15 protein-coding genes and 2 pseudogenes are annotated in these 12,606 nt (G+C 38.3%); 5 read left to right on the forward strand and 12 right to left on the reverse strand.

Annotated features, from left to right (window positions below; genetic code table 11):
• Positions 1-4: 4 nt before the first annotated feature.
• The 4 genes from HW423_RS08545 to HW423_RS08560 form a co-directional block, all read right to left on the reverse strand.
• The gene (locus HW423_RS08545) at positions 5-862 is read right to left on the reverse strand and encodes a 3-hydroxybutyryl-CoA dehydrogenase (protein ID WP_218931517.1); all 858 of its coding nucleotides are present in this window, start codon (positions 860-862) and stop codon (positions 5-7) included.
• Positions 863-874: 12 nt separating this feature from the next.
• A complete protein-coding gene (locus tag HW423_RS08550; protein ID WP_218931518.1) occupies positions 875-1,993 on the reverse strand; it encodes an acyl-CoA dehydrogenase family protein in 1,119 nt (372 codons plus the stop codon).
• Between the two features lie 16 nt (positions 1,994-2,009).
• Positions 2,010-3,191 (reverse strand): acetyl-CoA C-acetyltransferase, encoded by a 1,182-nt coding sequence (locus HW423_RS08555; protein WP_218931519.1) that lies wholly within the window; start codon positions 3,189-3,191, stop codon positions 2,010-2,012.
• A 393-nt stretch (positions 3,192-3,584) separates the two neighbouring features.
• Positions 3,585-4,487, reverse strand: coding sequence for a LysR family transcriptional regulator (locus HW423_RS08560; RefSeq protein ID WP_218931531.1), 903 nt, complete (start codon positions 4,485-4,487; stop codon positions 3,585-3,587).
• Positions 4,488-4,694: 207 nt separating this feature from the next.
• Between HW423_RS08560 and fadE the strand changes: the two genes are divergently transcribed.
• Together fadE and HW423_RS08570 are read left to right on the forward strand one after the other, a co-directional pair.
• Positions 4,695-5,900, forward strand: coding sequence for an acyl-CoA dehydrogenase FadE (fadE, locus tag HW423_RS08565; protein ID WP_218931520.1), 1,206 nt, complete (start codon positions 4,695-4,697; stop codon positions 5,898-5,900).
• 21 nt (positions 5,901-5,921) lie between these two features.
• On the forward strand, positions 5,922-6,392 hold the full coding sequence (locus tag HW423_RS08570; protein WP_218931521.1) for a MaoC/PaaZ C-terminal domain-containing protein: 471 nt from the start codon (positions 5,922-5,924) through the stop codon (positions 6,390-6,392).
• Between the two features lie 48 nt (positions 6,393-6,440).
• On the opposite strand, the gene HW423_RS08575 is transcribed toward HW423_RS08570, so the two are convergent.
• The 6 genes and pseudogenes from HW423_RS08575 to HW423_RS08600 all read right to left on the reverse strand — a co-directional run bounded on the left by HW423_RS08575 (position 6,441) and on the right by HW423_RS08600 (position 8,612).
• Complete coding sequence (locus HW423_RS08575; protein WP_218931522.1) at positions 6,441-6,875, reverse strand: GNAT family N-acetyltransferase; 435 nt, start codon at positions 6,873-6,875, stop codon at positions 6,441-6,443.
• 40 nt (positions 6,876-6,915) lie between these two features.
• Entirely contained in the window at positions 6,916-7,137 is a 222-nt protein-coding gene (locus HW423_RS08580; RefSeq protein ID WP_218931523.1) for a hypothetical protein, read from the reverse strand.
• A pseudogene (locus HW423_RS08585) lies at positions 7,138-7,347 on the reverse strand (M20/M25/M40 family metallo-hydrolase); the annotation flags it as partial.
• An 18-nt stretch (positions 7,348-7,365) separates the two neighbouring features.
• Entirely contained in the window at positions 7,366-7,542 is a 177-nt protein-coding gene (locus HW423_RS08590; protein WP_218931524.1) for a hypothetical protein, read from the reverse strand.
• 20 nt (positions 7,543-7,562) lie between these two features.
• Positions 7,563-8,108 carry a TIGR01440 family protein gene (locus HW423_RS08595; protein WP_218931525.1) on the reverse strand — a complete coding sequence of 182 codons (546 nt, stop codon included), beginning with the start codon at positions 8,106-8,108 and terminating at the stop codon, positions 7,563-7,565.
• On the reverse strand, positions 8,109-8,612 hold the full coding sequence (locus HW423_RS08600; protein ID WP_218931526.1) for an ECF transporter S component: 504 nt from the start codon (positions 8,610-8,612) through the stop codon (positions 8,109-8,111).
• A 155-nt stretch (positions 8,613-8,767) separates the two neighbouring features.
• On the opposite strand from HW423_RS08600, the pseudogene HW423_RS11185 reads away from it, so the two are divergent.
• The 3 genes and pseudogenes from HW423_RS11185 (at position 8,768) to HW423_RS08615 (ending at position 10,303) form a co-directional block, all read left to right on the forward strand.
• A pseudogene (locus HW423_RS11185) lies at positions 8,768-9,112 on the forward strand (VOC family protein).
• Positions 9,113-9,247: 135 nt separating this feature from the next.
• Complete coding sequence (locus HW423_RS08610; protein WP_218931527.1) at positions 9,248-9,751, forward strand: hypothetical protein; 504 nt, start codon at positions 9,248-9,250, stop codon at positions 9,749-9,751.
• A gap of 222 nt (positions 9,752-9,973) precedes the next feature.
• Positions 9,974-10,303, forward strand: a complete 330-nt coding sequence (locus HW423_RS08615; RefSeq protein ID WP_218931528.1) for a DsrE family protein — start codon at positions 9,974-9,976, stop codon at positions 10,301-10,303.
• A gap of 283 nt (positions 10,304-10,586) precedes the next feature.
• On the opposite strand, the gene HW423_RS08620 is transcribed toward HW423_RS08615, so the two are convergent.
• Complete coding sequence (locus HW423_RS08620; protein WP_218931529.1) at positions 10,587-11,450, reverse strand: ROK family protein; 864 nt, start codon at positions 11,448-11,450, stop codon at positions 10,587-10,589.
• Positions 11,451-11,471: 21 nt separating this feature from the next.
• On the reverse strand, positions 11,472-12,425 hold the full coding sequence (gene manA / locus HW423_RS08625) for a mannose-6-phosphate isomerase, class I (RefSeq protein ID WP_218931530.1): 954 nt from the start codon (positions 12,423-12,425) through the stop codon (positions 11,472-11,474).
• Positions 12,426-12,606 lie beyond the last annotated feature (181 nt).

Consider the following 12,606-nt stretch of genomic DNA (forward strand, 5'->3'; position numbering starts at 1 on the left):
CCTTTTACTTACTGTAGTCGTAGAAACCTTTTCCTGTTTTACGGCCGAGTAAGCCTGCTTCAACGTGTTTAACTAATAGAGGTGCTGGGCGATATTTAGAATCTTTAAAGCCATCATATAACACTTCCATAATTGATAATGTCACATCTAAACCGATTAAATCTGCTAAAGCTAATGGGCCGATCGGGTGATTTGCGCCAGCTTTCATTGCATTATCAATCTCTTGGGCAGTTGAGATGCCTTCACTTAATACAAAAATCGCTTCATTGATCATTGGGATTAAGATACGGTTTACGACAAAGCCTGGTGAGTCTTTTACTTCAACGATGGTTTTATTTAAGCTTTCACCGACAGCTTTAATCGCCTCAACTGTATCTGCATCCGTTGTTAGACCGATGTTGATTTCTAATAATTTCATTACGGGTACTGGATTGAAGAAATGCATTCCGACAACTTTATTCGGGCGTTTTGTGACTGCTGCAATCTCTGTAATTGATAGTGATGATGTGTTTGTTGCTAGAATCGTTTCTTCAGGAGCAATCTCATCTAATTGTCTGAATATGTTTAATTTCAATTCACGGTTTTCAGTTGCTGCTTCAACGACTAATTCAACTTCTTTTGCCTGTGCATAATCTGTTGATGGAATAATGTTAGCCATTGTTTTATCAAGTTCTGCTTGAGTTAGACGTTCTTTGTCAACTTGGCGTTGTAATTGTGTTTGAATTTTCTCAATGCCTCTTGTGACAAATTCTTCTTTAATATCATTTAAGAATACTTTATACCCTGCTTGAGCTAGTACTTGGGCAATTCCGCTTCCCATTTGTCCTGATCCGATGACCATTACTTGTTTAATATTTTGCATCTTATCATTCTCCTATTGTTCTTTTGATAACCATGGTTGGGCAATTATTTTCTTTTGTGAGTCGGATGAGCCGCCATAAATTCCGGTTATCTTCGCATCCCTTACATAGCGTTCGATGTCATTATTTCTCATATATCCATAGCCACCAGTGATTTGTATCACGGTATCTGTAGTTTCGATGGCTACGTTTGATGACATTAATTTTGCCATAGCTACTTTGCTCGTATTATTTGCATTTGTTTCAACGACTTGTTTAATGAATGCTTCGGTCGCTTGGATTAATGTTTCTAATTCAGCTAATCGAAATTGGTTCATCTGTAAATCAATGAGTCGTTTACCAAATTGACGTTCATATCCTGTGAATAGTAAGCCTTTCTCAATTGAGCCTTGAGCAATTCCTAAAGCTTGGGCTGAAACTGCGAGTTTCATCTTATTCATTAGATTCTCGTTTTGTTCATTTCCAGCTAGAATACCACCTAAGACCTGATCCTTTTCAATTTGAACGTCCGTCAATGTCAGCGTTGAAACCGGTAAAGCTTTCATTCCCATCTTCTCAATGGGTTCACTAATTTCAATTCCTGGTGTTTGGGTGTCGACTATGAATAAGCCATAACAGGTTTCTCCACTTTGCTTCAGCGCTTTTGCTGCAATAATGAGTGTTGAAGCGACGCTCGCATTGGATACATTGGCTTTCACGCCATTCAATGTCCAGCCACTTTCAGTTTCAACCGCTTCTGTCATCATAAATTCTGGCCTTCCGCCATCCATTTCAGAGTAAGCATAGGCAATTAAATTTTCTCCAGAGAGTGCGGTATTTAAATGCTGCTTTGTCTGAGCTGGGGTTCCAAATCTGTGAATTGGCCAGATGCCGTAAGTTCCTTGAGTTAATAAAATACTTGCTAGTGACGGAAATTGTTTAGAAACGATTTGAATTATTTTTATAAAGGTGTAAAAATCCTCTGTCTCTGATTCTTGAGAAAGTAATAGTCGAAAGATGTCACGCTTAAAGAAGTAATCAACATACTCTGTAGGAAATTCTTCCGTCGCATCATAATGCTTTGTTACTCGAGCTAACTCATCATTCGTGTATTGGGTAATTTCTTCTAATAAAGCATGAGACTCTTTCGACATAATACATTCTCCTTTATTATGGGCGTTTAACGATTAAGGCAATCCCTTGTCCGCCACCGATACATAATGTAGCGAGCCCTGTTTTAGAATCACGTTTCACCATTTCGTGTAATAATGTCACAGTAATTCGTGCACCACTTGCCCCAATTGGGTGTCCTAGAGCGATTGAACCTCCATTGACGTTGACAATATCTGTATCTAATTCTAATTCTTTAATCACACTTAATGCTTGTGCCGCGAAAGCTTCATTCGCTTCAATTAATTCAATGTCTTCTAAGCTCATATTTGCTTTAGCTAATACTCGGCGTGTAGCTGGGATTGGACCTGTCCCCATAATTTTTGGATCTACCCCGCCACTTGCGTAAGCGACGATTGAAGCTATTGGTGTTAAACCTAATGCTTCTGCTTTTTCTTTTGACATCAAAATAAGTATCGCAGCACCATCGTTGATTCCAGATGAATTACCTGCAGTAACAGATCCGTCTTTTGCGAAGGCTGGACGTAATTTTCCTAAAGATTCCATCGTTGATCCAAAACGTGGGAATTCATCAGTATCAACCATCACTGGTTCACCTTTACGTTGTGGAACGGCAATTGGAACGATTTCGTCTTTGAAACGTCCAGCTTTGATTGCTGCTTCTGCACGGTTTTGACTTGATACGGCTAACTCGTCTTCCATTTCACGAGTTAATCCAAATTTTTCTGCGACATTCTCCGCTGTCACACCCATATGGATATCATCAAAAGCGTCTATTAAACCATCTTTTAAGACAGTATCAACGATTTGACCGTCTCCCATACGTTTACCCCAACGTTGGTCATTTAATACGTATGGGGCTTGACTCATACTTTCTGTTCCACCCGCAATAACGACTTCATTGTCTCCTGCTAGGATTGATTGAGCTGCTAAGGCAACAGTTTTAAGTCCAGATCCACACACTTTGTTCACTGTAAAAGCAGGAACCTCTTTTGGAATACCTGATTTAATTGCAATTTGGCGAGCAACGTTTTGCCCTAATCCTGCACTAAGTACATTTCCTAAGATCACTTCGTTAATCTCTTGAGGGTCTAAGTTGATGTCTTTAATACTTTCTTTCACTACTTGTGTTGCTAAATCCACAGCAGAAACATTTTTGAATGCTCCCCCAAAGCTTCCGATTGGCGAGCGACGTGCTGATACAATTACTACTTCTGTCAATTTACTTCCTCCATTTTTATATGTGTCTTGGTTGCATTTGTTAAGCGTTTACAATTATAATACTAATGCTTGCCTCGATGAATTTCTAACACACTAAATTTATCGTTTCTATAAGCTCGACTTATATGTCGTTGGAATGGCTTATTGATGCTCATTTTAGGTGTTGGGGTTTGTCGGGATATAATAGTTTTCATAAAATTTTTGTATACAAAATGTGGGATTGCGGTCTGTAGTTTGTTTTCATATAGTGTTACTAATTTGGCGAAAAGCGTCACTTTGAGTTTTTTAAAGTGCCGCTTTTCGAGGATTTTCAATCACAAAAAAATAGCGTCAGCGAGATCACCTCACCAACACTATTTTAGAATTAATGATTGTTCGTTTAACTTAATCTTATTACCCGACTGGTTGATAGAAGAAGTCGAGCATATTTTCAAGCAGGATTTCTTCAACGACGCTATAAGGTTTTTTCTTAGATCGACATAATAAGACGTTAAATGGTACGAAATCATGGAAATGCTTCACCGCAAATTCATCGCTACTCAAGAAGCGATCTACTGGCTTTGGTAGGATGGTGACGATTTCATTATTACGCGTCGCTTCGATTAAATAATCCCATGAAGCAGACGTAAACATCACATCATTGGGCACATTGTTTTCGGTTAATTTGTTTTTCACTAGAAAATGCGTTGTAAAAGTATCGTTAAATGTCGCTAAACTATAAGGCTTTAGATGCGACCATTTCAACAAATCATCAGAAGCTAAAGGATGGTTCACATCCATAAAGGCTGTCATTTCATTAATGTCAATCACATGTTGCTCGAAACCTTTCAGGTCTAAGTTCGTCGGTTCAATTAAAAATGCGAAATCAAGATCTTTATTAATCAACATATGTCTTAGGTCATTACAGCCCCCTTCGGTAACTTCAATGCGGATGTCTGGATGTTCTAACACAAAGTTTGGTAAATACGTTGATAAGTAAACTCGCAATATTAATGATGGAACGCCTAGCCGAATGGTTCCTTTTTGTTTTGAAGCCTCTCTTCTCACTAGCTCTTCCATCTCTATACTTTTTTGTGTAATCTCTTGAGCATAGCGATATATCTTTTCTCCACTTTCAGTGAGTTCATCTAAGCGGCCATTTTTTCTTTTAAATAGTTCAACTTCTTCTTCTTTTTCAAAATTTGTAATGAATTGGCTCAAAGCTGATTGACTAATGTGAATCTTCTTTGCCGCTAATGATAAATTGCAACCACATTCGACAATATTTATGAAATAATTCATTTGATTTATATCCATTCTCATAAAAATTTCAAACTCCTTTTTGCTTACATAATATAGGTTACTTCTTTTTTAATTGCTTGTAAACGCTTATTTTTAAAAATATCATAAGCTGAGCTAATACGATGTTTAATTATTAGTAATTAGTAATTCTCCTAAAGTGGTTATATTATAGAATTGTAAGCGTTTATATTCAAATTTATTTTTTTAAAAGGAGCCTATTTTATGACTACAAAAGCAGATATCGTAAAGGAATTATATCCAGAAGATTTATATGGATATGCAGAAAAATTAACTGATGGCGAAATTGAAGTATTGCAAGAAGTTCGTGAAGCTTTAGAAACTCACGTACGTCCAGTCATCGCTGAGTACTGGGAGAATGCCGATTTTCCATTTGAAGCATTTAAAAAAGTAAGTGAAGTTGGGATTATGAATAATCCAAAGTTATATGTTGACCGTGAAGGGAAACGTAAGCCAAGTGAATTATATACGGCTTTCTTATACTTAGAACTAGCTCGTTTCGATGCATCCATCGCAACTTTCTATACTGTTCATGGCGGCTTATGCTACAACACAATTTTAATCGGTGGAGACGACCGTCAAATCGAAGAATTCGCACCTAAGTTAGCTTCATTTGAATGGCAAGGTTGTTTTGGATTAACTGAACCAGATCACGGTTCAGATATTGCAGGTGGCTTAGCAACAACCGCTCGCCGTGAGGGAGACAACTGGATTCTTAATGGAGAAAAACGTTGGATTGGAGGTGCGGATACTGCGGATGTTATCCCAATTTTCGCACGTGACGTTGAAGATAACCGCATCAAATGTTTCATCGTTCGTAAAGGTGCCCAAGGTTATGAGGCTAACCCAATTCCACATAAAGGGTCTTTACGCGCAATCCGTAACGCACACATTAAATTAGAAGATGTTGTTGTGCCCGAAACAGACCGCTTAGCTAACATTAATGGCTTTGGTGATGTTGCGAAAATCTTAGTCTTCACTCGTGCAGATGTGTCTCATATCGCGACGGGTGTGACAGCAGGTGCTTTCATTTCAGCCTTAAAATACGTTAAAGAACGCGACCAATTCGGAAGAAAATTAGGTGGCTTCCAATTAGTTCAAGAAAAATTAGCCCGTATGCAAGCAAACGTTGTTGCTAACATTGGCTACTCAGTCCGCTTAGCTGAATTACAAGAAACAGAACGTCCATTAATGTTAAATTCGTCTCTAGCAAAAATGCACAACTCACTGACAATGCGTGAAACTGTCGCAATGGCTCGTGAAGTTTGTGGTGGTAATGGTATTACCTTAGAATCTGAAGTAATGCGCTTTTTCACAGATGCAGAAGCCATCTACACTTACGAGGGAACTCATGAAGTAAACGCATTAATAGTCGGTCGTGAGCTAACAGGTTTAGGTGCTTTTATATAAAATAAAAAACGAGGGGTAAATATGAATAACAAAATATTCCGTTTAGAAGATTTAAAGATTGGAGACAAAATAGATAATGGCTCTTATCAAATAAGTCGAGAGGAAATCATTGATTTTGCGCAAAAATACGATCCTCAGTTTTATCACATTAATGAAGATAAAGCGAAGAAATACCAGTTTAAAGATTTAATTGCAAGTGGTTGGCACACAGCATCTATTGCTATGGGGCTTATAATTCGATCATTTAACATCGAGCACGGTATGATTGGTTCGATGGTCAACCTATCTTGGCCAAATCCAACTCGACCGGATGATATTCTATACGTTAAAACTGAGATTGTGGATATCAAACCTTCAAAATCAAAACCATATCAAGCAGTCGTAGAAGTAAACTGGATTGTAAAAAATCAAAAAGATGACATTCTTCTTAAAACAAATTCAACAATACTTATGTTCTATGAAAACCCCACAAACCATTCGAAAAATTCTTAAGCAAAAAGTCCTAGAAAAGAGTTATCTCTTCTAGGACTTTTGCTTTAGTTAATAGTTTGGTAGGCGTTTGTATAAAGCATATTTAGTCAGACCACGTCTTGGGTAATCAGTCATTGAACCTGATAATGTGTAACCTAATTTCTGATAGAAATTTAAGGCTTGGTAACTCAAGGTTGATAAGGAAACAGTATGTACTCCAATCGATTCAGCATACTGCTCCATTTCCTTTAATAAACCTGTTCCAATTTGTTGACCACGATACGCTTTTTCTACAGCTAATGCATTCACATGTGCTGTCTCAAATTGTATTCTAAAGGCGATGCCTCCTACGAAGTCAGATCCATTCACAGCTTCAATCGCATACAGTTTAGATTCTAAATTCTCATGTTCTGGATAATTTTCTAACGTATGCGCATCTATTAAGTCATTTATCTTCACAAGAGAAACCTCAGGAATTTGTGCTTGAGTGTAACTCATCGTCATAATTAATTCACCCTCCATCAAATTTGTACTCGTCGTTCGATTATTTGCCTTCAGCAAATTTCGTAATCAATTCAATATAAATATCCACAAAGTTAAAAGAAGCTTCCTTACTTACGTATTCATCGAGTTGGTGGGCAGAACTTGTCTGACCTAGTCTAAGGACAACAAAGTGGAAATCTTCGCCTTTATCAATCAGTATATTCGATGCGTCTGTGACATCACCTGTTGGTTCAGCAATAATCATTGCTTCAATGTCACCCATTTAGCCATTTTCACGTAAATATTTTGACCCGTGTTGCGTACTTTCCTCACCCGCAGTCACTAATAAGCGTAGCGTTCCTTGAGGTAAGGCATTGGCTTCTTTAATTTTAATCATCGCAATGATTAGTGCTGTTAATCCTGCTTTCATATCCGAAGTACCGTGTCCACATAGCTTGTAGTCTTCTTCAGTTAAGGCAAAGGGATCATATTTCCAATCAGCAGCATCTCCTTATGACACCCCATCCATATGATTTAAAATTCCGATCACGGGGCTACCGCTTCCGAATTCAGCCACTAAATTGGCGCGTGCTTCATCGACTTCGATTTCATTTCCATTCACAGATTTAATCGCAACTAAATCTTTTAATAGTGATATCCTATCTTCAATTGAAAAATACTCATACATTCCGCTCCTTAATGTTTTCCTTAATTAGCGTACTGTGCGCGAGGTCCCCCAATGAATTTTGGTCGAGTTCTTAAAGCAGTTACATGGGCTGAGCCTAATTTCTTAATGCTTGGGCGCACGGGTACTTGAACATGTTTAACATGCATGCCAATTGCCGTGTCTCCGATGTCTAATCCAGCTTGCGCGACAATGTGTTCGACGACAACAGGATCCCTAAAGTATTTGAAGGCTGCCACCGACGCTGCACCTCCAGCATTTAAAGCTGGTACAACAAATACTTCGTCTAAGTCAGCTTGCATAGCATAAGCGCGTTCAACGACAAGCGCTCTGTTCAAATGCTCGCATCCTTGAACGGCTAAATTAATTTGATGCTGGTCTAAATACTCCTTCAGTGTTGACACAATGAGTTCGCCGACTTCTTGACTGGAATTTTTCCCAATCATGCCACCAACAACTTCACTTGTACTACACCCTAAAACAAAAGTATTCCCTGCTTGTAATTGGGCTACCTCTAGTACATCTTTTACAATTTGAATTAAATCATTCGTTAAATTATCAATGTTCATTTAATTACCTCCTTTGGCTGGATTAAAACTTGTTTTCTTAAGGCCTTTTAATACGACGATCGTAACTAAACTTCCAAAAACCGTCTGCACGAGATTCCCTGGAATTGACGCCATCGCTGCTGGCCAAGTATATAATATCATGGTTGCAATGAAGTAGCCGACAATCATGCTCGCACTTCCAAGTACTAAACTTATACTTAGTTTAAAGGTACTTGTAAACTTTTGGTATAAATATCCAACTAATAATCCTTGAATACCATGGATGATCATCGAGAATAAAGCCCATTGGGGTGCGCCAGATAATATATCAATAAGTCCACCGCTCAATGCCCCCACCCAAAAACCACCTGCGGGACCAAGTAAGACTGCACCTAAATATATACCCGCCTCACATAATGTAACAAATCCGTTCATTGCTGGAACCGGAATAATCACTAATAGGGAAATCGCTGTCGTTAAAGCAGTTAACAATGCGATTTTAACTAAATTATTTGTTTTAAACATTCCTATTCACCTCACTTTATATTCTATCATTATAATACAAATGAGCCATATTTTACACGCTTATTAGAAAATAATTAGAAATAGTTACTTACATTGTTCATCTGATGGTATTATTTTGTTTTGATATTTTCTAATGGTAAAATAAAGAAAACATTATCCTATCATTATGGTTTTCAGATAATAATTGTGAAGAAGCAATTAATTATTCTGTTTCTATTTTTCCTAACTCAGAAGTCACGTTCATCGACTATTATCATGATGAGTCTTTAAAGTAGCAATTTAAAGGCATGACTGGCAAAGTTATGAATACTTAATTTATATTGAATGGTCAGAAATTTATTGGTCTAGATGGTGGTCCGTGTTACCGATTTAACGAAGCAATTTCTTTTACGATTGCTTGCGAGGATTAGGAGGAGATTGGCTACTACTGGTCAAAATTATCTTACGTTCCAGAAAGAGTGCAATGTGGTTGGCTTAAGGATGCGTTTGGTCTTTCGTGACAGATTATCCCGAGTCACTTAAATAAATTACAACAAGCTGACGAACAAATTCAAGCCTTGATGAATATGAAGAAAATTATTATAAGCAACTTGGAAGCAAGTTTGGAAAACTAAATTATATCACTGGAGGTAACTATGCAACATCAATTAACTATTCAAGAAGCTATTTTCACTTTATCAAATTTTAATAAACAAATTGACCAACTTACTTACCGTTTCCGCTCAAATTTCTTTGGACCGGTGAAAGTGGACGGTAAGCCAATTGCCCATGATGATAAAGCTAAATCGAATGAAGAAGAATTGGTAAAATACAAACAACTGATTACCGACACAAGCGCTCTGCGTCACGCCATCGCAAAGGCGAATAATGAACTCATAGTAGAAAATCATAGTGTCACTTATCAGCTCGAATGGGTTCGTCAAACGCGTTTACTATTAACACAACTTGAGAGTCTAATTCAACGCCAAGAAACACGCGTTGAGACGGGGGTTGGCGTGGTTGAATACAGTGCTTATAATGAGACATCGATTCGTGAAGACATTGACCGACTTACGAAAGAAGTTAATAAAATTTCTTCTTTAATCGATCAATCGAATGCAAACTCTATGATTTCAATTGATTTACTCACTGAGATTTAACACTTTTGGTAGAGTCTTTGTCTACTTAAAACTAGATTGAACGGTTGCGACTGACGATTAATTTAATATTACGCTTAAAATTTAACGATTAAAAACCACTGCAGCTGATAAATACAAAGACTCGATGGATTGTTTACGCAATCAAAAACTTGTTGCCGGCAGAAGTTTTGCCTTTACACGCTGGTTTGTTTCTAAATTTTTCAAAAGTTAAGAGGTGAAACGATGAAAAAAGTCTTATTTCATGCTCACGAATTAAATGATTGGTCAAAAGTTATCGCTAGTGCTAGTAATGCCTTAGCTGATTTAGTTAATGTTGATATAGTTATTCTTGGAAACGGACCTGCCGTACAAATTGTCAGTCACCCTGACATTGCTTCGAAAGCTGAGCCTTTATTAGAAAAAGGTGTTACTTTCGAGTTATGCGGACATGCTTTGGCTGCACAAGAATTAACTCAAGAACAAGCAGAAGCGATTCACTTTACTTACGTCCCAAGCGGCGTGGTTGAACTGATTGCCCGCCAAGAAGACGGCTATGCATATATACGCGCTTAAATAACAGCCCACCCCGTTCAGTATTAATATTGAGTGACGTTACTTTGCATATTACAACACGGGAAAAGCTCTATTCAAAGATTGCGAATTTTTCTTCCAACACATCAATTATTTACTTATTAAATTTACTTTATGCAATGGTATTTACACACGATTATGACATCAACTTAGAACATATTATTGAGGTCGGGCAAATTTTTGATTCGCGTCGCATTAGTTCTGACATTATGCGAGAAAATAAAACTCAGTAACGGATCCGAAATTCGGACGTTACTGAGTTTTTTTAATTTAATATTTTCTGAGCTAATAATAGACAACCTGTTATTCCAGCGTTATCTCCTAAACCAGGTGTTTGAACATATTCAGTCATTGGTGGTAAAGCTAAGTAGCCTGCCATTAGTTCTTCTAATTTTGCTTGAATCATAGTTAATAGATGGGCTTGCTTCATTACGCCACCACCTAAGATAATTCGCTCCGGTGATAAGACTAGCGAATAATTCATCAAGGCTTGAGCTAAATAATAAGCCGTAAAATCCCACGCTTCATGGTCTTTAGTTAAATCAATCCCTTTTTTACCAAATCGCTTCTCGATAGCAGATCCACTTGCAAGTCCTTCTAAACAGTCACCGTGATAAGGACACGTGCCCTCTCCCGTATCTTCAGGATGTCTTTGGACCTTGATGTGACCCATTTCCGGATGAGTATACCCATTGAAAATGTCGCCATTAATGACCGCGCCCCCTCCAACTCCTGTTCCAATCGTTAAATACAAACTGTTTGGAATATCTCTGGCAGCTCCTAATTTGTACTCGCCATAAGCTGCCGCATTCACATCGGTCGTCCAGTAAATGGGTTTACCAAACGCTTTTTTCAAATAGCCTACAAAATCAAATTGGTTCCAACCTGGTTTAGGTGTAGACGTAATGTAACCATATGTTTCTGAAGCTGGATTGACGTCAATCGGACCAAAAGACCCAATCCCAAAGCTGTCGACGTCGTATTTTTCAAAAAAATCTACTACGGCTTCCATGGTTTCTTCCGGAAACGTTGTGGGAACCGACACTCGTTCAATAATATTTAATGCGTTATCTGAAACAGCGCAGACAAATTTAGTGCCACCTGCTTCAATTGCTCCTAGTAATGTCAAATTTAATCACTCCTATTTGAATTAATAAACTGGGTTTGATGCGATTAAGGTTAAGTTGATCCCTTTTATTTGGATGTCAGATGCTGAAGCTGGCGTTACAAAGGAATCTCCTTTGGTTAGTGGGTAGGATTTTCCATTCACAATGAGTTCCCCACTGCCATCGATCACCGTTGCTAAATAAACAGCGTTAGAGACAGGAATTTCTATGTCGCCTGTCGCATCCCATTTAAAGACTTTAAAGTAATCATTCGTTAGAAAATGCGTAATCGCTCCACCCTCTTGTTGGCTCACATCTGCCACTTGTTCAGGGTCTTGATGCGGAATCAGCGACACATCAATAGATTGTTGGATATGTAAATCACGTTGCTTCCCTTGATTGTCCGTACGATTGTAGTCATACACGCGGTAAGTGGTATCCGAACTTTGTTGCGTTTCTAATATCATGACACCCCCACCAATGGCGTGAACTGTTCCATGTGGCACATAATAAAATTCGCCCGGCGTCACTGGCACTCGACGCAGTAACTCGTCCCAGCGCCCTTCTTCAACCAGTTGCTGGAACTCTTCTTTGGTCTCCGCATTATGCCCGTAAACGATTTGCGCTCCAGGCTCAGCATCGATAATATACCAACACTCCGTCTTACCTAATTCACCTTCGTGCTCTTTTCCGTAAATATCATCTGGATGCACTTGAACAGATAAGTCTTGTTTCGCGTCAAGTATCTTTACTAATAATGGAAAGACATCATCATTTAATTCGCCAAAGAAATCACGATGCTCTTCGTAAAATTGATCAAAGGCCATACCTTTAAATTCACCCGGCGATTCAATGGTCGAAACGCCATTTGGATGCGCACTAATTGACCAGGCTTCACCAATACGGTTGCTTGGTAAATCGAAGTTAAATTCGCTTTCTAACTTATTGCCACCCCAAATTTTCTCTTGTAAAACTGGTTTTAAAAAAATTGGCTCCACTAAAACAGCTCCATTCTCGTTAATAATATTTGGATTTCGAACACGCTCTCATCTGCTAATATTATCATAATATTTGGAGAGTTGAAAATATTTACTGGATAAGATGTTTAATTAGTTTCCGATATGCTGGTGGAAGCAGGTCTTGGGATTCGGGTCTGGCTCAAGCCAAATGGCAATTTCA

Source organism: Ruoffia halotolerans, from assembly GCF_014049385.1.
GTDB lineage: Bacteria > Bacillota > Bacilli > Lactobacillales > Aerococcaceae > Ruoffia > Ruoffia halotolerans.

Bases quoted from the DNA above. Each gene is read 5' to 3' on its own strand.
- HW423_RS08610 (WP_218931527.1), top strand. From the start codon at position 9,248: ATGCAACATCAATTAACTATTCAAGAAGCTATTTTCACTTTATCAAAT.
- HW423_RS08615 (WP_218931528.1), top strand. From the start codon at position 9,974: ATGAAAAAAGTCTTATTTCATGCTCACGAATTAAATGATTGGTCAAAA.
- HW423_RS08595 (WP_218931525.1), bottom strand. From the start codon at position 8,108: ATGAACATTGATAATTTAACGAATGATTTAATTCAAATTGTAAAAGAT.
- HW423_RS08545 (WP_218931517.1), bottom strand. From the start codon at position 862: ATGCAAAATATTAAACAAGTAATGGTCATCGGATCAGGACAAATGGGA.
- HW423_RS08590 (WP_218931524.1), bottom strand. From the start codon at position 7,542: ATGTATGAGTATTTTTCAATTGAAGATAGGATATCACTATTAAAAGAT.
- HW423_RS08580 (WP_218931523.1), bottom strand. From the start codon at position 7,137: ATGGGTGACATTGAAGCAATGATTATTGCTGAACCAACAGGTGATGTC.
- fadE (WP_218931520.1), top strand. From the start codon at position 4,695: ATGACTACAAAAGCAGATATCGTAAAGGAATTATATCCAGAAGATTTA.
- HW423_RS08600 (WP_218931526.1), bottom strand. From the start codon at position 8,612: ATGTTTAAAACAAATAATTTAGTTAAAATCGCATTGTTAACTGCTTTA.
- HW423_RS08550 (WP_218931518.1), bottom strand. From the start codon at position 1,993: ATGTCGAAAGAGTCTCATGCTTTATTAGAAGAAATTACCCAATACACG.
- HW423_RS08575 (WP_218931522.1), bottom strand. From the start codon at position 6,875: ATGACGATGAGTTACACTCAAGCACAAATTCCTGAGGTTTCTCTTGTG.
- HW423_RS08570 (WP_218931521.1), top strand. From the start codon at position 5,922: ATGAATAACAAAATATTCCGTTTAGAAGATTTAAAGATTGGAGACAAA.
- HW423_RS08560 (WP_218931531.1), bottom strand. From the start codon at position 4,487: ATGGATATAAATCAAATGAATTATTTCATAAATATTGTCGAATGTGGT.